We start from the raw sequence: 19,959 nt of genomic DNA on the forward strand, positions 1-19,959 counted from the left end.
CCGGGACCAGGACCGTCAGTGCGGCTCCACCCAGCCGTGTCGGACGGCGTATCCGCCGAGCTGCATCCGGGTGCGGACTCCGGCCATGTCCGTGAGGTGGCGCAGGCGTCGGTGCAGCGTCCGTGGTGACAGACCCAGTTGCGCCGCGGCCGTCTGGTCGGTCAGGCCGGCCAGGAGGAGCGCGAGGATCCTCCGGTCGAGCTCGGTCGGGCCCGTCGCACCGAGCTCGACGGCGGGTTCGGCCTCCCCGCCGGTGCCCGAGAGTTCGAGCGGGTGGGCGGTCCGCCACACCGTCTCGAACAGCGCGTCCAACGCGTCCAACAGGCCGCTGCGGTGCAGCAGCACGGCGCCGGGCTCTCCGTCCGGCGTGACCGTGAGCGGGACGAGGCCGAGGTCGGCGTCGGCCAGCACGAGTTTCATCGGCAGCCGGTCGGCGACACGCAACTGCACGCCCTTGCGCAGTGAATCGATCGCATCGTCGATGATGCCCGGCTCTCCCAGCACGGCTCGGTCCAGTACCGCCCGGAATTGGACACCGCGGCCGATGGCCACGGGTTCTGCCGTGTTCTCGTCGGGCGACAGAGCGACGAACGGAGCGGTGATGAAGCTTCGGACCTGCGTGCGGGCCGCCTGCTGCACCTGGAGGAAGCGGTGGCGGATGGCATCGACACCCGTGACGACCTCGATCAGATCGCCGATGCTGTCCCCGGTCATCGCAGCCCGGTGTTCCTCGGCGAAGGTCACCAGCGCATGCTCGGCCCTGCGCAACCCGTCCCGGCGCTCGCTGATGAGGGCGCCCAGCGCCACGGCCGGCGGCGCGGCGGTGAACTGCTCGTCCGCCGACCTGGTCACGAGCCCCCACCCGAGCAGACGGGACAACGCCTTGTCGACGTGGGTCCGGGGCAGGACGAGCAGGTCCGCCAGCAGAGTGGCGGTGGAGTTCGGCCGTCCGAGCAGCGCCCGGTAGACGTGCTCGTCATCGGGGTCGAGGCCCAGAACATCCAGCATCGGCGACCGACTCTCTTCCGCTTGCCGCAGCGGGGAGAGTATGCGCCATGGTGGCAGACCCTGAAAAGTGCCTGATGGAAGCGGGTCTGACGGGAAGGGCCCCGGGCAGTCGCCGACCCGGGGCCCGACACTACGGTTCATCGCAGGCCGTACGCCCGGATGATCTCGTTCTTGACGCCGAAGCCCCTGTCCGTCGCGGCGCTCGCGCGCAGGGAGACGAAGCCGCCGGGCCTCTTGGCCGTCGTGAACGAACCCGTCCAGGAGCCGCCGGCGCCCTTGGCCAGGGTCACCTTCTGCCAGGTGGCGCCGTCGTCGTGCGAGACGTCCAGCGTCATCGTGGACACGGTGCCGGGCACGGTGCCGCGGTCCATGGACACCGGCTTGAGGGCGATCTGCTGCTTCGCACCGGCCTTGAGGTCGCCGTGCAGGTCCGACTCGAGCCGGTAGTCCAGGTTCAGCACCGAGAACGGCTCGAAGGAGTCCGAGTCGACGGTGTCGGACATGAAGGTCCACTCGGTGTGGGTGCGCGTGGACAGCCGGAAGACGTCACCGGGCCGCTCCGCGTCCAGGACGGCGCGGTAGGGCAGGTTGCCCGCCGGTACCTCCTTCCACTGCATGTCGCCGCTGACCGGGTTGTCGTGGATCAACGTGTCACCCTGGAACATCTGCAGGTGGGAGGGCGTCTCACCCCACGGCAGGTAGCCGCCCAGCCGCATGGTGTCGCTGGCGGAGGCCCACGCCTGGACGTTCCAGGTCATGAAGTTCTGCCAGCGGGAGTTGTACACGCCGAAGGACTCGCTCTGGCCGGGGCGGGTCGCCGGAGCGAACCAGTCCAGCCGGGTGTTGCCGCCCTCGGCGTAGGTGTTGTCGCCCGACACCATCGACCACGGAAGGGCTCCGTCGACGCCCTGCGTGTGGAACTCCCTCCAGACCTGGCCCGGAGTCACCCACTCGGTGCGGCTGCCCGGGTGCCACTCGCGCTCGGGAAGGTTGAACGACGGGCTGAGGGTGAAGTCGGACCGGTAGCCTTCCGCGAGCCGGCCGCCGGCCGCCGCGTAGTAGCGGGCGTCGATCCGGGCGAGGTCACCCTTGCCCGGCTCGTAGACCAGGGGCCGGTCCGGCACCCGGCCGGGGTAGTCCCGCGTCAGGTCGTAGACGAACGGCGTGTACTCGGTCTGCTTGACGGTCAGTTCGTGGGCGCCGGACCTGGCCATGGAGACGAGGGCCTTGCCCGCGTCGCGGTGCACGGAGGCGACCGGGATGGCCGACTCTCCGACGTACTCCATCAAAGCCCCGACGCCGTCGTTGACCACGATCAGCGCCTTCGCGCCGGCCGCGACCGCGGCCTCGGCACGCGCCTGCGGCGCGACCTCGTCGCTGCGGTCGACGACGACCACCCTGCCCTTGGCCTTGACCTTCTCGTACGCGGCTGCCGCGCCGTTGCCCGCGTAGACGACGTCCAGCCTGTCCGTGGCGGTGCCCAGGGCGCTGCCCGCCTGCACCAGCGCGTCGAGCCGGAGCCGATCGCCCGGCGTGCTCAGGCCGAGCAGCGGCTCGCCCTTGCGCCAACGGGTGATCAGCATGAACTCGCCCTGCTTCATCGCCTCCGTCGGTGCGACGTAGACGTCGTCGTACGTCGGCGGCAGCACGTACGCGCTGCGGTAGTCCAGGTACGGGTCCAGACCCTTGTAGTGGACGTTGAAGTCGACCTTGCGCTGGCGGTCCTCGGTGCGCTCCGGCGCCTCGGTCTGCAGCAGGCGTGCCCTGCTCGCGTCCAGCACCACGTCGGCGGAGCCGCCCTTGAGCACCGTCTCCGGGTCGACGAGCACGGCCAGACCCGAGCGGTCCGCCTTCTCGCCGGCCACGTCGAGGTATCCCGCGACGGTGTACGTACCCGGTGCCATGCGCATGGTGGTCGATCCGTCGACGTAGACCGTCCACGGCCAGATGTCGCCCGCGAGGTTGACCCCGACCCAGCCGGCGGCCGGCTTGCCGTTCCTCCCCACCAGCTTGATGTTCAGGTCGTGGCGCTCCTCCTCCTTGAGGAGCGCCACGGAGGTGCGGGTCACCGGCTGCCCGGTGGCCGCGTCCGTGGCGCTCACGTGGCCGACGTGCCGGCCTGCCGGGGCGGCCCCCGGGTCTCCGGTCACCGGGACGGCGGCGGTTCCGCCCGCCGGGACGGTCACCTCGGCGGCTCCCAGCGTGAACGGCCCGCCGCCGGTCAGCGCCAGGTTCAGCGTGACGTCGGCGGAGCCGGTGTTGGTGAAGGTCAGGGCCTTCGTGACGGCGACGTCACTCGGCTCGTGCGGCCACGTGTAGTTGCCGAAGAAGAGCGATCCGGTGCCGCGGACCGTAGCCCGCACGGCAGCGGTCACGTCGAGTCGGCCGGTGCCGACCTCGTACGGCGAGTACCCGCCGTCCAGGTCCTTCGCGGTACTCATCAGGTGTTCCTTGAGCTGTGCGCCGGTCCAGTCCGGGTTCTGCTGGGCCAGGATCGCCGCCGCGCCGACCACGTGCGGGGTGGCCATCGACGTGCCGCTGATGGTGCGGTAGGAACCCTCGCCACCGTCGGTCATCTGAGACGAGCGGGCCGCGGTGATGTCCACGCCGGGCGCCGCGATGTCCGGCTTCATGGCGCCGGAGCGGGTCAGCGGGCCGGTGCTGGAGAAGCTCGCGAGCCGGTCCTGCTTGTCCGTGGCGGCCACGGTCAGCGCCGAGGCGGCCGCGCCCGGGGCGGAGATGCTCTCCGGTCCCGAGTTGCCGGCGGCTATGACGAACAGCGTGCCGTACTGCGCGGACAGCGCGTCGACCGTCTGCGACATCGGGTCGCTGCCGTCCGTCGGGTACGAGTCGCCGAGACTCATGTTGACGACGTCAGCACCGGACTCGGCGGCCCACTGCATGCCGGCCATGATCCAGGAGTCCTGGCCGTAGCCCTCCGCGCCGCCGAGCACCTTGCCGACGTACAGGTCGGCGCCGGGAGCGACGCCCTTGTTGTCCCCTCCGGAGGCGGCGCCCGAGCCGACGATCGTGCCGGCCACGTGCGTGCCGTGCCCGTTGACGTCGGTGACGGCCTCACCCGGTACGAAGCTGGCGGTGCCGTCGATCAGGCCGGCGAAGTCGGGGTGGTTGACGTCGATTCCGGTGTCGAGCACCGCGACCTTCACGCCCTTGCCCGTGTAGCCGGCCGCCCAAGCCGTGGGCGCGCCGATCAACGGCACGCTCTCCTTCAGGTTGGCCTTCACCCGACCGTCGAGCCACAGCTTCGCCACACCGGCGCCCAACGCCGTGCTGCCCTGCGGCGCGACGGAATTCCAGAAGGTACGGGCCTGCCCCTTCTCGGTGCTGAGCACGGCACCGCCGATGTGCTGGAGATCCCGGGTCAGCCGGCTGCCCCGGGGGGCTGTCGGCTCGACGGCCGCGCCGGACCTCGTCCGGGCGTACGTCGCGATCAGCGGGACCGCGGCCGACTTCGCGTCGTCGTAGCCCATTTCGATCAGGTCGGTGACGTTGAACAGCCGCCGGTCCAGCCTGTCCGTGCCCAGCAACGGCACGGCCTCGTCCGGGACGACGAACAGGTCTCCCTTGATCTGCTGGATCTTCACGCCGCCGACGGCGCTGTCCGGCCGGTCGACCTCGGCGGTCTGCTTGCCGTCGGCCATCGTGGTGACCGTGACGACGTCGCCGGTGACCAGGGTGACCTTGTGGGTCGCCGAAGGCTTGGCGGGAACGGTGGGCTTGCTCGGAACGGCCAGTGCGGGCGCTTGCAGAACCGCGAGCCCCGACGCCAGCAGAGGCACCGCGGCAGCGGCCGAGATCAGCTGCCGGCGCCTGCGCCCGAAGGCGGAAGACTGAGAGGAGGAGAACATGCCATGGGTCTATCGGCCACGCAGCGCCGGCGTGAAGGCCAGGGGGTGGCAAGTCCTCGCCACGGCAAGCATTTGTCAGTCGCAAACCGCGCGAAGACCATGATCCGGACACTTCCCGCCGGCCTCCGGACACCCGGTCACCACCCGGTGCTCAGCAGTCGACGAGATCCTGACGAGCGCCCTGTTCGCCCGGACAGCCCGGACCGCGCGACGAGCCGGAGGTGTGAGCGGCGCGCCTCGCATGTGTCGAACGCGCCGTCGACGTCCGCCCCGTGCGGACGCCCCCGACGGCCCCTTCCGCTCTCAGTGCCAGGCGGGATGCCCCTCGGCGGCGGCGCCGGTGGTGAGCGCACGCTCGCCGGTCTTGTCCGCGCGCACGGCCCAGATCGCGGGCTTCTCGTACGGGCCGCGGACGAAGGCCACCCACGTGCCGTCGACGGACCAGACGGGGTCCATCTCGTGGGCGCCGGTGGCGACCAGTTCACGATCGTCACTGCCGTCGGCGTCCACGAGGCGGATGTCGCCCTGAGTGCCCGTGCCGTAGGCCCCCGCCGTGTAGGCGAAGGTGGTGCCGTCGGGTGACCACACCGGGTCGAGTGCCGGATGGGGCAGCCGGGTCACCTGCTGCGGGGCACGGTTCGGGGCGGCGGGGTCGACCAGGTGGATCTGCCAGTTCTCGGGCCCTGTCTGCAGGCAGACCGCGATGCTCTTGCCGTCCGGCGACCACGCGGGATCCTCGACCTGGCCCCCGCCCGAGGTGAGCTGGCGAGCCGCGCCGTCGGCGACGCCGACCACGAACAGCTGCTGTACACCGTCCTTCTTGCGGAGCACGGCGAGCCGGCTGCCGTCCGGAGACCAGGACACCCTGCCGCCGGCGATGGAGGTGATCCGCCGCGCGTTCGAACCGTCGGCGTTCGCGGTCCAGACGGCCGCGCCCTCGGGTGTGCTGCGCGTGAACGCGAACGACCTGCGGTCAGGGGACCACTGGGGCAGGGTGTCGCACGCGCCTGTGCCCCCTGCGACGAGCTCCACGGGCTTCTCGGTCGCGGCGTCCCGGCGGGCGATGACGCTGTGGCACGTCCCGGGCCAGCCCGGGGCGGTGTCCTGCCGGATCAGCAGGGGATCGGCCGGGAACGAGGCAGGGGCAGGGGTGGATCCGGTGGGCGTGGCGGCGTGGGACTTCGAATCGTCCTTGGTGGAGTCGGTCCAGGGCTGCCACACCAACAGGCCGGCGGCCGCGAGGGACGTCACGAGCGCCGCCGCCACCACCGCGCGGCGACGCCGGGCCTTCTCCGCGACCGCCTGCGGCACCTGCGCGGGGGTGGGGGAGAGCCGCGCCGCGGGCCCCGTCACGGTGCGCGACTGTGCCGTACGGGGCTCCGCGACGACGGGCGGGGCGGCGTCCGGTACCGGGAGGTCCTGCGCGGTGTCCGACGGGCTGTCCGACGGGCTGTCCGGCGCGGTGGGACGCACCGCCGGTTCCGGGGGCGGGAGGAGCTGCGTCGCCGCCTCCGGCAGCCAGGAGCCACCGTCCGGGTGGCGGACGGTCAGAGTGGCGAGGAAGGCAGTCGGGGTGGGCCGTTCCGCCGGGTCCTTGGACAGGCAGGCGCCGATGGCTTCGCGGAGTTCACCGGGCACCGCGGTCAGGTCCGGCTCCTCGTAGACCACCTTGTAGTGCCTGGCCGCGGAAGGGCCGTCGCCGAAGGGGGCACCGCCCGCCGCCTGGGTGAGCACCACCCCCAGAGCGAACATGTCGACCGCAGGGGTGACCGCCCCACCGCCGGTGAGCTGCTCGGGTGCCAGGAATCCCGGCGTGCCGATCTGCAGGCCGGTCTGTGTCAGGGAGGTTCCGTCCAGGGCGCGCGCGATGCCGAAATCGATGACACGCGGCCCGTCCTCCGCGACGATGATGTTCGCGGGCTTGAGATCGCGGTGGATGACCCCCGCTCGGTGGATCGCCTCGAGTGCCTCTGCCAGGCCGGCCGCCAGGACGGTGAGCGTGTCCAGGGGCAGCGATCCGACGCGCGCGAGTACCGCTTGCAGGGTGGGACCGGGCACGAAGGCCGTCACCAGCCAGGCCGGCTCCCCGTCCGGGTCGGCGTCGACCACCGGCGCGGTGTGGAAGCCGCCGACCCGCCGCGCGGCCGCCACCTCGTCGGCGAACCTGCGCTTGAACCCGGGCTCGGTGCTCAGCTCGGGACGTACGACCTTGACGGCGACAGCACGGCCGGACTGGGAACGGCCCAGGTAGACCACGCCCATGCCCCCCTGGCCGAGCCGTCCCACCAGCCGGTAGCGGCCCTCGCCGAGCGAGGTGGGATCACCCGTTTCGAGCGGCTTCATATGTCCCCCGTTTCACACCTTGCGCGATGAACAGCCTCTCCCTACCTGTCGCGCCGTCCACCAGTCAAGCGAGGCCCTTGCGGAGACCCGACAAGGGTGCCTTCGGCAACCAGTCCTCCTGGTCGGGGGCCTGCGGGGGCGCAGGGGCCGAGGCGGTCTCGGGGACCTCGTGGGGCGTCGCCCGCTCAGCGGATGACTTTGATGCCGAAGGGGCGTCGCCGAGCGCGAACTGGATGGCGCTGTGCATGTGGGTGTACATCTCCATGAGCCGTCGGCGCGGCCGCTATCGTGCACGCGCCCGCCGCCGGACCCAGGCCATCACGAGGACGAGGGCGGCTGCGGCTCCGTACGCGATGTTGCTCAGCGACGGCTGGAAGCGGAGCGCCGGGGCGAGGAGGTAGACGGCGGCGCCCGCGAGGGGGATGCCCAGCCATTCCCAGCGTCCGTCCAGGGCCACGAGGGCGACCAGGAGCAGGGCGTACCAGGAGTAGCCGGGGGTGAGGAGGACGAACGCCCAGCCGGTGACCAGGAGGGCGCCGCTCCAGGGGCGTCGCGGGTCCCCGCGCCACATCGCGTACAGGCAGACGCCCGCGATGACGGCGACGAGCACGGGGAAGGCCCAGCCGTCGGGCAGGACCAGCCGCAGGAGCGAATAGCGGGATCCCGCCGAGGCGTCGTCATAGCCCTCCTCCTGGACGTAGCCGCCGAGGTAGCCGAACACCGAGCCGTGCGAGAGGAGGACGTACGGGAGGTAGGCGAGTACGACGAAGGCCGCGGCGGGCAGCAGCACGGCGGCCGCGTCGCGGACGCGGCGGACCCCGGACAGCGCGCCGGGGAGGACGACGGCCGGCATCAGCTTCGTGGCGATGGCGGCGCCGATCAGCACGCCGCCCGCTGCCCGCCGGGTCAGGGCCCGGGAGGCGACGAGGCCGAGTCCGGCGACCGCGAGGAGCACGCCCAGGACGTCGACGTGCGCGTTGTTGACCGCCTCCAGGGGCACGGCCGGGCACCAGGCCCAGTACGCGGCCTTGCGGAGGTCCTCGCCGCGCCGCCGCAGGACCAGGAGGAGTGTGCCCGTGACGCCGAGAGAGATCAGGGCGGCGCCGATCTGCAGCGGCTTGTGCCGGGCGCCGGCGGGGGAGAGGCGGTCGACGGCCATGAAGTACGCCTCGGCGACGGGCGGGTAGATGGTGTGGACGGCGGGCCTGTTGATGCGGGTGCAGTGGGGCGCGCTGCCGGTGTGGGGGATCGGTGCGAGGCCGGGTCCCTCGCAGGCGGAGCCCGTGGGGAAGAGCCAGGGGTCGCGCAGCCGCGCGAGCGCCGGATCCTGTGGGGTGTGGTCGTACGGGGAGACGCCGGCCGCCTGGACCCGGCCGTCCCAGGCGTAGCGGTAGGAGTCGGTGCTGGTCCGCGGCGGTCCCGCCAGCCCGGTCACCGTGACCGCGACGGCCCCGGCCACGATCAGCCGTACGAGGTGGCGGTCCGGGACCCGGCGCAGCGCGGACAGGGCCACGGCGAAGAGGACCCAGCAGGCCGCGTACCACCGGAACAGGCCGACGGGATCGCTGAAGTGGCCCCCGTGCCGCACGGTGACGGCGAGGACCGTCGTGAGGGCGGCGAGGGCGAGACCGGTGGCGACGAGCGCGGTGCGCGTCGTGAGAGCGGTGGGGGGTTTCACCTGCGGAAGCGTTCCAGGAATCGGCCCTCCGATGGTCGGCGGCGCCGTGGACGTCCTTCTTCCGTAAGGTGTTCCGGCAACCTGCGCCGGCCTCGCCGGGGGTGTGATGGGGGCATGCGTTTCACCCTGCCTCCGGGGCCGCCCGTCACCTTCAAGGCGCGCCTGCACGATGCCCGTACCGCGACCGCGATCGGCCGATGGCTCGGCCTGGCCATGGCCGTCTGCTTCGCGACCGGCGTACTGAGCCACTACCTCCAGCACCCGCCGGGATGGCTGGCCGACCGGCTGCCGAGCCGCCCGTACTGGGGCTACCGGCTCACCCAGGGCCTGCACGTGGCGTCCGGGATCGCCGCGGTCCCGCTGCTGCTGGCGAAGCTGTGGGCGGTCTATCCGCGGTTGTTCGCGTGGCCGCCGGTGCGGTCCCTGCGGCACGCCCTGGAGCGGATCTCCGTGGCCGTCCTCGTCGCCGCTGGCCTGTTCGAGCTGTTCACCGGACTGCTGAACACCTTCCAGTGGTACCCCTGGCCGTTCAACTTCGTTCCCGTGCACTACGCGGTCGCCTGGCTCCTGTTGGGCTCGCTGATCTTGCACGTGGCCGTGCAGTGGCCGAACATCCGGGACCACTTCACGAGCCGTTCCCCCGGAACCCCGGCCCTGCCCGAGGCCGATGGGCCGGACCGGCGCCGGCTCCTGCTCGGCGTCACGGCCGCGGTCGGAGCGGTGACGCTGACCACCGTCGGACAGTCCGTCACCGCGCTCGGTGCGCTGGAGCTGTTCGGCCCGCGCAGCCCCGCCCACGGGCTCCAGGGACTGCCCGTGAACCGGACGGCCGCCGCGGCGCGCGTCACCCCGGCCTCGCTGACCGACTGGCGGCTGACCGTGGTCGGGCCCCGGCCGTTCGCCCTGACGCCGGAGGAGCTGCGCGCCATGCCCCAGCACGAGGTCACCCTGCCGATCGCCTGCGTCGAGGGCTGGAGCAAGTCCGCCCGCTGGACCGGGGTACGGGTACGGGACCTCCTGGAGCGCGCGGGAGGCGGCCCGGGATCGCGGGTCCGGGTGGTCTCCCTCGAAGCGGCGGGCGCCTACCGGGTGATGGAGATGGGGCGGCTCTACGCGCAGGACCCGCTCACGCTGCTGGCGCTGCGGCTGAACGGCGAGGTGCTGTCCCTGGACCACGGCTACCCGGCACGGATCATCGCCCCGAACCGGCCCGGTGTACTGCAGACCAAGTGGGTCGGCCGACTGGAGGTCGTGTGATGGGCTTCCGCCGCGTGATGGGTGCGTTCGGGCTGATGTGCGCGGCCTGGGGAGGGTGGCTGCTGTTCCGGCAGCCCGAGCCGTGGCGGATCGCCGTGTGGCTCGGCGGAGCCGTCGTGGTGCACGACGGGTTCGTCGTGCCGCTCGTGATGGCCGTCGCCGCCCTCGTCGCCGCCGTGGGCCCGCGCTTGCGCGGGGTACCGCGCGGGGCTCTGATCGTCGCAGGTTCCCTGACCGCGATCGCCCTTCCCCCGCTCCTGCGTCCCGGGGGCGTGGCCAACCCCACCGTCCTGCCGCTCGATTACCTGCGCAACTGGCTGCTGGCCATGGCGGCCATCGCGCTGCTCACCCTCGTTCATGCGGGCGCGCGTGCGCTCCTGCGCCGCAAGGGCCGGCGAGCCTGACCGCGGCGCCGAGGGAAGAACCGCCGGGGTGGGATCCGCAGCAGTACGTGCGGATCCCACCCCGGCGGTTCGCCGGGCGGCAGCGGTCAGAGCGTGAGGTGCACGAAGGACCGGCCCGCCGTCCGCCACGTGTCGTACGGGTTCCAGCCCGCGGCCCTCGCCTCGGAGCACAGGGCGCGGGTGCCGAGCCGGGCCCACCAGAAGGACGCCCCGCGGCCGCCGGTGCCGTCCTCGACGTACACCTCGACGCGTTCGTCGACGTCGGCGGTGGCCACCTCGACCAGCAGGGAGCCCCCGGGCGCGGTCAGCTCGGCGGCCCGGCGCAGCAGGGCGGCGGGGTCGCCGCCGATGCCGATGTTGCCGTCGATGAGGAGGACCGTGCCCCAACCGCCTTCGCCGGGAAGCGGCTCGAAGACCGACCGGCACAATGCGCTGCCGCCCGCCCGCACGGTACGGGCCACCGCCTCGGGGGTGACGTCCACACCGAGTGCGGCGTGCCCGAGCCGGGCGAGGGCGGCCACCAGGCGGCCCGGTCCGCAGCCGATGTCGAGGACGGCCCCGGTACACCGGGCCAGCACGGTGTCGTCGGCCGCGTCGGGCTCGGCGCACCACCGCTCGACCTCCAGCGGCAGCAACCAGCCGTCGTGACGACGGAGATAGAGGGGGCCCCGGCCCGCGCGCAGCGCGTCGGCGTACGGGTCGGCCTGCCAGGTTCGCGTGCCCGACTCGGTGAGCTGGGCGGTCATCGCGTCACCGCGCACAGGCCGGAGTGCAGGGTGGCGAAGCGGGTCCGCGGTGCGGCCGCGGCGACCCGTTCCGCGTCGGCCGGGGTGTCCACGTCGCACAGCTCGGGCAGGTTCCGTACGGCCAGCCCCGCATCCGTGAGCCGCCGCCGCTGCACCTCTCCGGTGTGTGCCACGGACATGGGGACGCCGAGCAGCAGGGCCGGGTCGGGATCGGCCAGGCCGAGCGCCCAGAACCCCCCGTCGTCGGCGGGCCCGAACCAGGCGTCCGCCTCGGTGAAGTCGAGCCCGGGCGCGAGGAGGCCGGGGGTGACCTGCGGGGTGTCCATGCCGATCAGCAGGGCCGGTCCCGTGGCCAGGGCGAAGGCCGCGGCCAGCCGGACGTCCAGGCCGCCCGTGCCCTGCGGGACGACCTCGATCCCCTCCGGGATCCAGGGCCCCGGCTGTCCGTCGAGGACCAGGACGCGGCGCCGGGCCGGCGTGGCCAGGACGGCCGCGAGGGTGTCCTGGAGCGAGGCGAGGGCGAGGTCGGCGGCCTGCTGCGGGGTGAACAGCGTGGTCAGGCGGGTTTTGACGCAGCCCGCGACGGGAGCCTTGGCGATGACGAGGAGGGTGCTCATGCGGAGATCCCCTCGCCCGGCGCGGTGCGGGTACCCGGGGGTTCGGCCAGGACCCGGCGCATGTCCCGTACCGCGTGCCAGGTACCGCGCCAGGTCCCGGTGACCTTGGACCTCCCCGACCGGGGCAGGTAGGGGACGTCGGTCTCGGCCACCCGCCAGCCCGCGTCGGCGGCCCGTACGACCATCTGGAGCGGGTATCCGCTGCGCCGGTCGGTCAGCCCCAGACCGAGCAGTGCCTCGCGGCGCGCCACCCGCATCGGTCCGAGGTCGTGCAGCCGCAGGCCGGTACGGCGGCGCAGCATGCGGGCCAGGGCGATGTTTCCGGCCCGGGCGTGAGCGGGCCAGGCGCCGCGTCCTTGAGGGCGGCGCCGGCCGAGCAGCAGGTCCGCCTCACCGGCCGCGACCCGCCCGGCCATGGGCGCGAGCAGGCCGGGGTCCATGGAGGCGTCGCAGTCGCAGAAGCAGACCAGCTCGGCCCGTGCGGCGAGCAGCCCGGCATGGCAGGCGGCGCCGAACCCGCGCCGGGTCTCGTGCACGACGGTGGCGCCGAGGGAGCGGGCGATGTCCGCCGAGCCGTCGGTTGAGCCGTTGTCGACGACGATGGCCCGCCACCCGGCCGGCACCCGCGCCAGCACCCAGGGCAGGGCCTCCGCCTCGTCGAGGCAGGGCAGTACGAGGTCCGCGCGGGGCGGACGACAAGCAGAAGGAGTCACCCTCCACACCGTAGGAACCGGTCGGCGGAGAAGGGCGCCCGAAGACCTTACGAAACGCGGACGCCGAGTCGCACGGCGGCGGGCGCGGGTCCCCACGGCACGGCACGGTGTCACCCTGGGGGCATGGCATTCAGCAACGAAACCGGCCGCGGCCCCGCTCCCGGCCCCGCCCCGGGCGACGTCACGGGCCGCGTCCTGGTCGTGGACGACGACCCGACCGTCTCGGAGGTCGTGGCCGGCTATCTGGAGCGGGCCGGGTTCACCGTGCACCGTGCCGCGGACGGCCCGGCCGTTCTGGAGGCCGCCGCCCGGCACCGGCCGGACCTCGTCGTCCTCGACCTGATGCTGCCCGGCATGGACGGGTTGGAGGTCTGCCGCCGGCTGCGTGCGGACGGAAACGGAATGCGCTCCGTACCTGTGGTCATGCTCACCGCGCGCGGCGACGAGGACGACCGGATCCTGGGCCTGGAAGTGGGCGCGGACGACTACGTGACCAAGCCCTTCAGCCCGCGCGAACTGGTCCTGCGCGTGCGGTCGGTCCTGCGCAGGGCATCCTCGGCGGCCCCGGCCGACGAGCCCCGGCTGGCGGCGGCCGGCCTGACCGTGGACCCGGCTGCCCGTCGGGCCACGAGGGACGGAGCGGAACTGGCGCTCACCCTGAGGGAGTTCGACCTCCTCGCCTACTTCCTCCGGCATACCGGGCAGGTCTGTGACCGGGAGCGGCTGATGCGCGAGGTCTGGGGCTGGGACTTCGGCGACCTCTCCACCGTCACCGTGCACGTCCGCAGACTGCGGAGCAAGATCGAGAAGGATCCGGCCGACCCGCAGCTGATCCGGACGGTGTGGGGCGCCGGATACCGCTTCGAGGCGGGCCCCTCCCCGGCCGGCCGCACGGCGTCCGGGTCCGCGTCCGGTGCCGGGGCCAGTGCCGGGGCCGGGGCGGAGGACGGCCATGCGTGATCTGCTGCTGATCGCCCTGTACGCCTTCCTCGGCGCGGCGGCCGCCGGGCTGCTCGGCGCCGTCGCGCTGCGGATACTGCGCCGGCGAAGTGTCGCAGTGTCCCTCGCGGTCGTCGCTGCCGTCACGGTGTCCGCGATGCTCGCCGGGACGCTCGCGGTGGCGTGGGCGATGTTCCTGTCCTCCCACGACCTGGCCGTGGTGACCACCGTCGTCGCGATGGCCGCCGCCGTCTCGCTGGGCACGGCACTGCTGCTGGGCCGACGGGTCGTGCTGCGCTGCCGGGAACTCGTCGGAGCGGCACGCGAATTCGGGGAGAACGGTACTTTCACGGCTCCCGCCGTGCCCGCCCCCGCGGAACTCGCGGCACTCAGCCGCGAGCTGGCCCTCACCGGCGAACGGCTCGCCGCCTCCCGCGAACGCGAGCGGGCCCTGGAGACCTCGCGCCGCGAGCTCGTCGCCTGGATCTCGCACGACCTGCGGACCCCGCTGGCCGGGCTGCGCGCGATGTCGGAGGCGCTGGAGGACGGCATCGTGGCCGACCCGGCCCGCTACCACCAGCAGATGCGCGCGGAGGTGGAGCGCCTCAACTCCATGGTCACCGACCTCTTCGAGCTGTCCCGCATCCACGCGGGCGCCCTCTCCCTGAGCCCCACCCGGATGTCCCTCTACGACCTGGTCGGCGACGCCCTCGCGGGCGCGGATGCCCTGGCCCGCGAACACGGAGTACGTCTGGCCGGCGGGAGCATCGCCCCCCTGCCGGTGGAGGTCGACGGCAAGGAGATGACCCGCGTGCTGTCCAACCTGCTGGTCAACGCCATCCGCCACACCCCGGCAGACGGCACCGTGGCGATCGCCGCCGAACGCCGGGCGGACGCGGTCGTCCTGTCCGTCACCGACGCCTGCGGCGGCATCCCGGAGGATGACCTGCCCCGCGTCTTCGACACCGGATGGCGGGGCAGCCAGGCGCGTACCCCGCCCTCGGGCGCCGGCTTGGGCCTGGCGATCGTCAGGGGCATCGTCGAGGCCCACTCCGGGCACGCGGACGTCCACAACGTGCCCGGCGGCTGCCGCTTCGAACTGACCCTCCCCGCACCCGCGTAGGCCGTCCCGGCCGGATCACCGAGCCGAAATCGGCGATGACCCGGCGACTTCGACGGGGTCGGCTGCACGGTCTTCTTCGATGCGGAGGACCATGCGACGGCCGTGGAAATGTGGTGGCCCGGCGAGAGCCGGCAGAGCACCACGCGTGTCCTCCTGGACGGGCACGACGTCTTCGCGACCCCCGCCGACACCGTCCTCGCGGAGCTGCGCGAGCACGGGTGGACCGTGGACGCCGAGGACCCGGAGAACGTCGTCGTGCCGGGCGTCTCGCCGGGCTTGACCCGACAGACCTCCCAGGAAGTACCGCGCGACGGGCAGGGCCTGCCCGTCTCCTTCACCTCGGTCCTCGTCGCGGGCAAGGGCTACTACGACTTCCGCCACGCGCGGTAGGGAAGCCAAGGCGAGCGGCCGCTCCCGGTCCGGCGGGAGCGGCGGAAGCCCGGTCGGCAAGCCGGCAGCGACCCGCCGCGGCCGCGGGCAAGGGCCCTCTTCCCTGCCGGCCGAAGAAAACACGGGTCACCGGCCGGCCCCCGGGGCGTTCGGACCGGGCCTTCCGGGCACCCTCACCACACGGACAGTCCACGTCTGGGACCGCACGTGCACGGTGATGTGCGTGGCCGGTGCCCGGCTCGGTTCCACGGCCCGGCAGCGCAGGGTGACAGCCCAGCGCTGGTACCGGACGGCACCCAGCGCGTGGACCGGACTCACCCCTGCTGAGGCATCGAGCCAGAACCGAAACCCGTGGAGAAAGTCAGGCGGTCGCGCATCCGCAAAGCCGCCGGTCCTCATGTCGTCAGCTACCGGCCTCCGCGTGGAGAGCCCGTGCCATGGGAGAGGATCCGTCAGTGACGAAGGAACGGATCTGTGCCAGGTAGGCGTCCCGGTCGATGCGGCCGTCACCGTCCTCATCCAGTGCGTCGAAGGCCGAACGGGCGTTGTCGGCGGGGTTGCCCAGGGCGTGGCGCAGCCGGGTGAACTCCGCCCGGTCGAGGTGGCCGTCGCCGTCGGCGTCGGCCAGGTCGAACAGTGATCCCAGAGCCGGCCTGCACACCTCGTCGAAGGCCTCCCCGCCCGCCCACGCCTCGTACTCGGTGAAGGTCACCCGGCCGTCCAGGTTCGCGTCCATCGACGCGAACACCCTCTCGTGCGCGGTGCGTGCCAAGGACAGGAGCGGGTCGTCGCCGGCCCGGCCCAGGGCCGCTGCCGCGCGTTCGGGCCGGCCAAGGTACTCCTGACGGGAGATGACCCCGTCGCCGTCGACGTCCAGCATCGAGAAGATGTGCCGCTTAGCCGTGATGGTGTCCACCCGGACCCTCTTTCCTGCGCGAAGCCGGAGAAACAGCGGACGCCGCTCCCACCCCGGAAACGATCAACCCGGCACCAGGTCACCTGGTCACCACAGTCGGCACATACTCCACTGCAGGTCCCTCCCGGTGGGCCTCCTCTTCAGGACCCCTGTGCGGCCTCGGCCGACGGCTTCAGGGGGCCTGTGCGGCCTCAGCCGACGGAGCCCGCCGACGCACGCTGACCGGACCGGGCGAACTCGGCCATCCCGTCGGCGAAGCGCACCTCCGGACGCCAGCCCAGTTCCCCGCGCAGCCGGGCGGAGTCGGCGGTGATGTGCCGTACGTCGCCGAGGCGGAACTCGCCGGTGACCACCGGCGCGGGCCCGCCGTACGCCGAGGCGAGTTCGGACGCCATCTCACCGACCGTATGCGGTTCCCCGCTGCCGGTGTTGTACGCGGTCATCGTCCCGGCGGACATGCCGCCGACGGCCTCCAGCGCCACGGCGTTCGCCGAGGCCACGTCCGTGACGTGGACGAAGTCCCGCCGCTGCGCGCCGTCCTCGAAGACCTGCGGGGCCTCGCCACGGGCCAGCGCGGACCGGAAGTACGAGGCCACTCCCGCGTAGGGGGTGTCGCGAGGCATCCCGGGCCCGTAGACGTTGTGGTAGCGCAGCGACACCGCACGACCCTGTGTGCCCCGGGCCCAGGACGCCGCCAGGTGTTCCTGGGCGAGCTTCGTGGTGGCGTACACGCTGCGGGGATCGGTGGGGGCGTCCTCGCCGACCAGGCCCGGCGCGAGTGCGGTGCCGCAGTCGGGACAGGGCGGCTCGAACCGGCCGGCCGCCAGATCCTCCGTCCGGCGGGGCCCGGGGCGCACCACCCCGTGGCGCGGGCACTCGTACCGGCCCTCCCCGTAGACGACCATCGACCCGGCCAGTACGAGCTCCCGCACCCCGGCGGCAGCCATCTCGGCCAGCAGCACCGCGGTCCCGAGGTCGTTGCAGCCGACGTACTCGGGGGCGTCCGCGAAGTCCTTCCCGAGCCCGACCATGGCCGCCTGGTGGCACACCGCGTCGACCCCTCGGAGCGCGGCTCGCACGGCGTCGGAGTCCCGTACGTCAGCGCGCAGGAACTCGACGTCGGGCAGGGGCGGTGCGGCGGGGTGGGCGGCGGGCAGCAGGGCGTCGAGGACGACGGGGTGGTGCCCGCGGTCCTTGAGGGCGGTGACGATGTGGGAGCCGATGAACCCGGCCCCTCCGGTGACGAGTACGCGCATGCCGACGACGTTACGCAGGGCACGGTCCCCGAGGGGTCTCCCACGCGCGCACGTAAGACTTCCGTCATGCCCGCGCGGCGCGTGCGTCGGTCCGGCCGTCAGTGATGGCCGAGGTGGTCGTGGTCCTTCCAGATACCGTCGCCCGGCATGTCGAGGCGGGCGGTGAGCGGTCGGCGCCACGGGGGAGTGGAGGTGGGTTCGCCCCAGTAGTCGGTGACCTTGACGGCCCGGCCGTCGAGGAGCTCGGCGATGGTGACGTTGCGGTAGAGGCGGCCGTCGCCGTAGTCGCAGGTCCATTCCACGACGATCACGTCGTCGAGGTGCAGCCGTCGTCCCACTCCGAGCGTGAGCTCGGGGAAGTTCCCCTCGATCTCGCCGATGAGCTTGCTGCCGCGGACGACCTCGCCCATCTGGGGCCACTGCCGCTCCACCTCCGGGGCGAGCGGGACCCCGAGGACGTAGGCGAGACGCGTGCGACCGTTCGATTCTGCTGTCGGCTCGTTCATGGCCGTCACTCCTTCAACGCGATCCTCGAACGGTGAGCAGGGACCTCACGGGGCGGCAGGGTGTCGGCGAAGGCCAGCACCCTCGTGATCCAGTGGCCCAGGACGTCATCCTCCGCCAGGACCGGGCCACTGACCGTCAGCATCGCCGGACACGCCCGCGGTCGTGTTGCCGTGCAGCAGGAAGACATGACCGCCGGACATCCGCCTCTCGGTGACGCCGGGCCGCTCACCGAGCCGCGCCCGGACCCGCTACCCGCTGGGCCGGCCCTTCGTCGTACGTCATGCCGTCCGCTGTCCTGCGCGGCAGGCCTGCCCGCGCGCCCGGCCCCGCCGCCGATGTGCCGGTGCACGCCGAGCGCGCGACCATGGGGAGATGGAGCCGTCGTCACTGGGCGATGTCAGCACCCCGGGCCGTGTGGCGTCCGCCGGGGAGGGGATCGGCCTGGACGAGCTGGCACTCGCGGCCCGCAACCACGGGCTGCCCCTCGAGGCACTGCGCTACGAGGTCACCCCGGCCGGGCTGCACTACGTGCTCGTCCACTACGACATCCCCGCCGGGGACGAGGCCACCTGGCAGCTCACCGTCGGCGGCGCGGTCCGCACCCCGCTGGCCCTGGACATGACCGCCCTGCGCGCTCTCCCCGCCGTGACGCACAGGGTCACCATGGAGTGCGCGGGCAACGGACGGGCGCGGCTGTCGCCGCGGCCCGTCAGCCAGCCGTGGCTGGTGGAGGCGGTGGGCACCGCTGACTGGACGGGCGTGCCGCTGCGGATCGTGCTCGCCGAGGCCGGGGTGCAGCCGGACGCGGTCGAAGCCGTCTGCACGGGCGCCGACCACGGTGTGGAACGCGGGGTCGAGCAGGACTACCGGCGCAGCCTGCCCCTGCCGGTCGCCACCGGTGCGGACCCGGAGGTGCTGATCGCGTACGAGATGAACGGCCTGCCCCTGCCGCCGCAGCACGGGTATCCACTGCGGCTGGTCGTACCCGGCTGGTACGGCATGGCCCACGTGAAATGGCTCCGGGACATCACCCTGGCCGACGCACCGTTCACCGGGTTCCAGCAGGCCGTGGCCTACCGGATCCGGCAGACGCCCGAGGAGCCCGGCGAACCGGTCACCAGGATCGCGCCGCGGGCCCTGATGGTCCCTCCGGGCTTCCCCGACTTCATGTCGCGCACCCGTGTCGTACGCCCGGGGGTCGTACCGCTGGAGGGACGTGCCTGGTCGGGGCACGGGCCGATCGCGCGGGTGCAGGTGAGCGGCGACGGGGGCCGCACCTGGGCGGAAGCCGAGGTGACGCCGCGGGCACGGCGCGCGTGGGTCTGGCAGGCGTGGCACTGCGATTGGACGGCCACCCCCGGGGCACACACCCTCATCGCGCGTGCCGCGGATGCCGAAGGACACACCCAGCCCCTCGAACAGCCCTGGAACCGCGGCGGCTTCGCCAACAACCTCGTCCAGCACGTCCCGGTCCTGTGCCGCTGATCACCGCCGTGCCGGGTCCGTCGGCCGCACCCGCGTCACGGGACGACCTGAGCGGCTGCTCCGCCTGCCCGCCAAGGACCCGTGAGGAGACCGATGCCCCGCTCGTCACGCCGAGGCCAGAGCTGCCGCGCCGAAGGAGACGTCGAAGCGGTCGCACCAGATGGTGACGCTGCTGTAGTCGGCCAGGTTCACATCGGCCGGGATCTCGTAGTTCTGGTCGCCCTTGTTGCCCTTGAGCTTGCCCAGGCTCACGTGCTTGCCGTCGTCGAAGACGGTCCAGCCGGCGGTGCCCTCCTTCACCGGGGCGTCGGTCAGCCAGACGCGGAGGTCCGGGCCGTTGCTGGTGTCGAGGTTCTCCAGGCGCAGGGTGCGTGAGCCGTCGGGGAGGCGGATCAGTTTCGCCGTGCCCGTGGTGGTGTGCTCGTGGCTGATCAGGACGCCCTGAGCGAGGGTCTGCGGGCCCGCCGGGGCACTGGGAGCCGCGCCGGCCGCCGGGGTCGCCCCGGACGGCCGCTGCGTCGAGGCCGCGCTGGGCAACGCCTCCCTGACGGTCTCGTCCCGCCACAGCTTCCACGGCTGGAACCAGTACAAGCCGATGCCCAGCACCACGGTCGCCGCGATCACTGCCCCGGCCCATGCCCGACCGCTCCGCTTCGTATGTGCCACTGCCGTCCCCATTCCCTCACCGGTCCGTTCACCGGTGCGTTC

18 protein-coding genes are annotated in these 19,959 nt (G+C 72.9%); 6 read left to right on the top strand and 12 right to left on the bottom strand.

Annotated elements, in window-relative coordinates; all coding sequences use genetic code 11:
• Positions 1 to 15: 15 nt before the first annotated feature.
• From OG332_RS43515 to OG332_RS43530, 4 genes are all read right to left on the bottom strand, one after another.
• A complete protein-coding gene (locus OG332_RS43515) occupies positions 16 to 1,008 on the bottom strand; it encodes a helix-turn-helix domain-containing protein (RefSeq protein WP_327418614.1) in 993 nt (330 codons plus the stop codon).
• A 137-nt stretch (positions 1,009 to 1,145) separates the two neighbouring features.
• The gene (locus tag OG332_RS43520; RefSeq protein ID WP_327418615.1) at positions 1,146 to 4,877 is read right to left on the bottom strand and encodes a S8 family peptidase; all 3,732 of its coding nucleotides are present in this window, start codon (positions 4,875 to 4,877) and stop codon (positions 1,146 to 1,148) included.
• 303 nt (positions 4,878 to 5,180) lie between these two features.
• Positions 5,181 to 7,220 (bottom strand): protein kinase domain-containing protein, encoded by a 2,040-nt coding sequence (locus tag OG332_RS43525; RefSeq protein ID WP_327418616.1) that lies wholly within the window; start codon positions 7,218 to 7,220, stop codon positions 5,181 to 5,183.
• A gap of 283 nt (positions 7,221 to 7,503) precedes the next feature.
• Complete coding sequence (locus OG332_RS43530; protein ID WP_327418617.1) at positions 7,504 to 8,898, bottom strand: glycosyltransferase family 87 protein; 1,395 nt, start codon at positions 8,896 to 8,898, stop codon at positions 7,504 to 7,506.
• Between the two features lie 114 nt (positions 8,899 to 9,012).
• On the opposite strand from OG332_RS43530, the gene OG332_RS43535 reads away from it, so the two are divergent.
• Together OG332_RS43535 and OG332_RS43540 are read left to right on the top strand one after the other, a co-directional pair.
• Positions 9,013 to 10,155: a molybdopterin-dependent oxidoreductase gene (locus OG332_RS43535; protein WP_327418618.1), complete on the top strand. Its 1,143-nt coding sequence runs from the start codon at positions 9,013 to 9,015 to the stop codon at positions 10,153 to 10,155.
• Positions 10,155 to 10,559: a hypothetical protein gene (locus OG332_RS43540; RefSeq protein ID WP_327418619.1), complete on the top strand. Its 405-nt coding sequence runs from the start codon at positions 10,155 to 10,157 to the stop codon at positions 10,557 to 10,559. The genes OG332_RS43535 and OG332_RS43540 overlap by 1 nt, the downstream gene beginning before the upstream one ends.
• A gap of 86 nt (positions 10,560 to 10,645) precedes the next feature.
• Here the strand turns inward: OG332_RS43540 and OG332_RS43545 are convergent, their stop codons facing one another.
• From OG332_RS43545 to OG332_RS43555, 3 genes are read right to left on the bottom strand one after another with little or no spacing between them, the layout of a single operon-like run.
• Positions 10,646 to 11,305 (bottom strand): class I SAM-dependent methyltransferase, encoded by a 660-nt coding sequence (locus tag OG332_RS43545; protein ID WP_327418620.1) that lies wholly within the window; start codon positions 11,303 to 11,305, stop codon positions 10,646 to 10,648.
• Positions 11,302 to 11,922, bottom strand: a complete 621-nt coding sequence (locus OG332_RS43550) for a TIGR04282 family arsenosugar biosynthesis glycosyltransferase (protein ID WP_327418621.1) — start codon at positions 11,920 to 11,922, stop codon at positions 11,302 to 11,304. The genes OG332_RS43545 and OG332_RS43550 overlap by 4 nt, the downstream gene beginning before the upstream one ends.
• Positions 11,919 to 12,644: a glycosyltransferase family 2 protein gene (locus tag OG332_RS43555; RefSeq protein ID WP_442816306.1), complete on the bottom strand. Its 726-nt coding sequence runs from the start codon at positions 12,642 to 12,644 to the stop codon at positions 11,919 to 11,921. The genes OG332_RS43550 and OG332_RS43555 overlap by 4 nt, the downstream gene beginning before the upstream one ends.
• A gap of 114 nt (positions 12,645 to 12,758) precedes the next feature.
• Here OG332_RS43555 and OG332_RS43560 point away from each other — a divergent pair, with 114 nt between their 5' ends.
• The 3 genes from OG332_RS43560 (at position 12,759) to OG332_RS43570 (ending at position 15,087) form a co-directional block, all read left to right on the top strand.
• Positions 12,759 to 13,595 carry a response regulator transcription factor gene (locus tag OG332_RS43560; protein ID WP_327418623.1) on the top strand — a complete coding sequence of 279 codons (837 nt, stop codon included), beginning with the start codon at positions 12,759 to 12,761 and terminating at the stop codon, positions 13,593 to 13,595.
• The gene (locus tag OG332_RS43565; protein ID WP_327418624.1) at positions 13,588 to 14,697 is read left to right on the top strand and encodes a sensor histidine kinase; all 1,110 of its coding nucleotides are present in this window, start codon (positions 13,588 to 13,590) and stop codon (positions 14,695 to 14,697) included. Before OG332_RS43560 ends, OG332_RS43565 begins: the two co-directional genes overlap by 8 nt.
• A gap of 102 nt (positions 14,698 to 14,799) precedes the next feature.
• A complete protein-coding gene (locus OG332_RS43570) occupies positions 14,800 to 15,087 on the top strand; it encodes a hypothetical protein (protein WP_327418625.1) in 288 nt (95 codons plus the stop codon).
• 403 nt (positions 15,088 to 15,490) lie between these two features.
• Here OG332_RS43570 and OG332_RS43575 read toward each other — a convergent pair whose 3' ends face one another.
• The 4 genes from OG332_RS43575 to OG332_RS43590 all read right to left on the bottom strand — a co-directional run bounded on the left by OG332_RS43575 (position 15,491) and on the right by OG332_RS43590 (position 17,908).
• Positions 15,491 to 16,003, bottom strand: coding sequence for an EF-hand domain-containing protein (locus OG332_RS43575; protein WP_327418626.1), 513 nt, complete (start codon positions 16,001 to 16,003; stop codon positions 15,491 to 15,493).
• 191 nt (positions 16,004 to 16,194) lie between these two features.
• Positions 16,195 to 17,259: an NAD-dependent epimerase/dehydratase family protein gene (locus OG332_RS43580; RefSeq protein ID WP_327418627.1), complete on the bottom strand. Its 1,065-nt coding sequence runs from the start codon at positions 17,257 to 17,259 to the stop codon at positions 16,195 to 16,197.
• A 98-nt stretch (positions 17,260 to 17,357) separates the two neighbouring features.
• Positions 17,358 to 17,765, bottom strand: coding sequence for a hypothetical protein (locus tag OG332_RS43585; RefSeq protein WP_327418628.1), 408 nt, complete (start codon positions 17,763 to 17,765; stop codon positions 17,358 to 17,360).
• A 5-nt stretch (positions 17,766 to 17,770) separates the two neighbouring features.
• Complete coding sequence (locus OG332_RS43590) at positions 17,771 to 17,908, bottom strand: hypothetical protein (RefSeq protein ID WP_327418629.1); 138 nt, start codon at positions 17,906 to 17,908, stop codon at positions 17,771 to 17,773.
• A gap of 230 nt (positions 17,909 to 18,138) precedes the next feature.
• On the opposite strand from OG332_RS43590, the gene OG332_RS43595 reads away from it, so the two are divergent.
• Positions 18,139 to 19,251: a sulfite oxidase gene (locus tag OG332_RS43595; RefSeq protein ID WP_327418630.1), complete on the top strand. Its 1,113-nt coding sequence runs from the start codon at positions 18,139 to 18,141 to the stop codon at positions 19,249 to 19,251.
• Positions 19,252 to 19,356: 105 nt separating this feature from the next.
• On the opposite strand, the gene OG332_RS43600 is transcribed toward OG332_RS43595, so the two are convergent.
• Positions 19,357 to 19,929: a DM13 domain-containing protein gene (locus tag OG332_RS43600; RefSeq protein ID WP_327418631.1), complete on the bottom strand. Its 573-nt coding sequence runs from the start codon at positions 19,927 to 19,929 to the stop codon at positions 19,357 to 19,359.
• Positions 19,930 to 19,959: the final 30 nt, after the last annotated feature.

The sequence above is a fragment of the Streptomyces sp. NBC_01233 genome (assembly GCF_035989305.1).
Classification (GTDB): Bacteria; Actinomycetota; Actinomycetes; order Streptomycetales; family Streptomycetaceae; genus Streptomyces.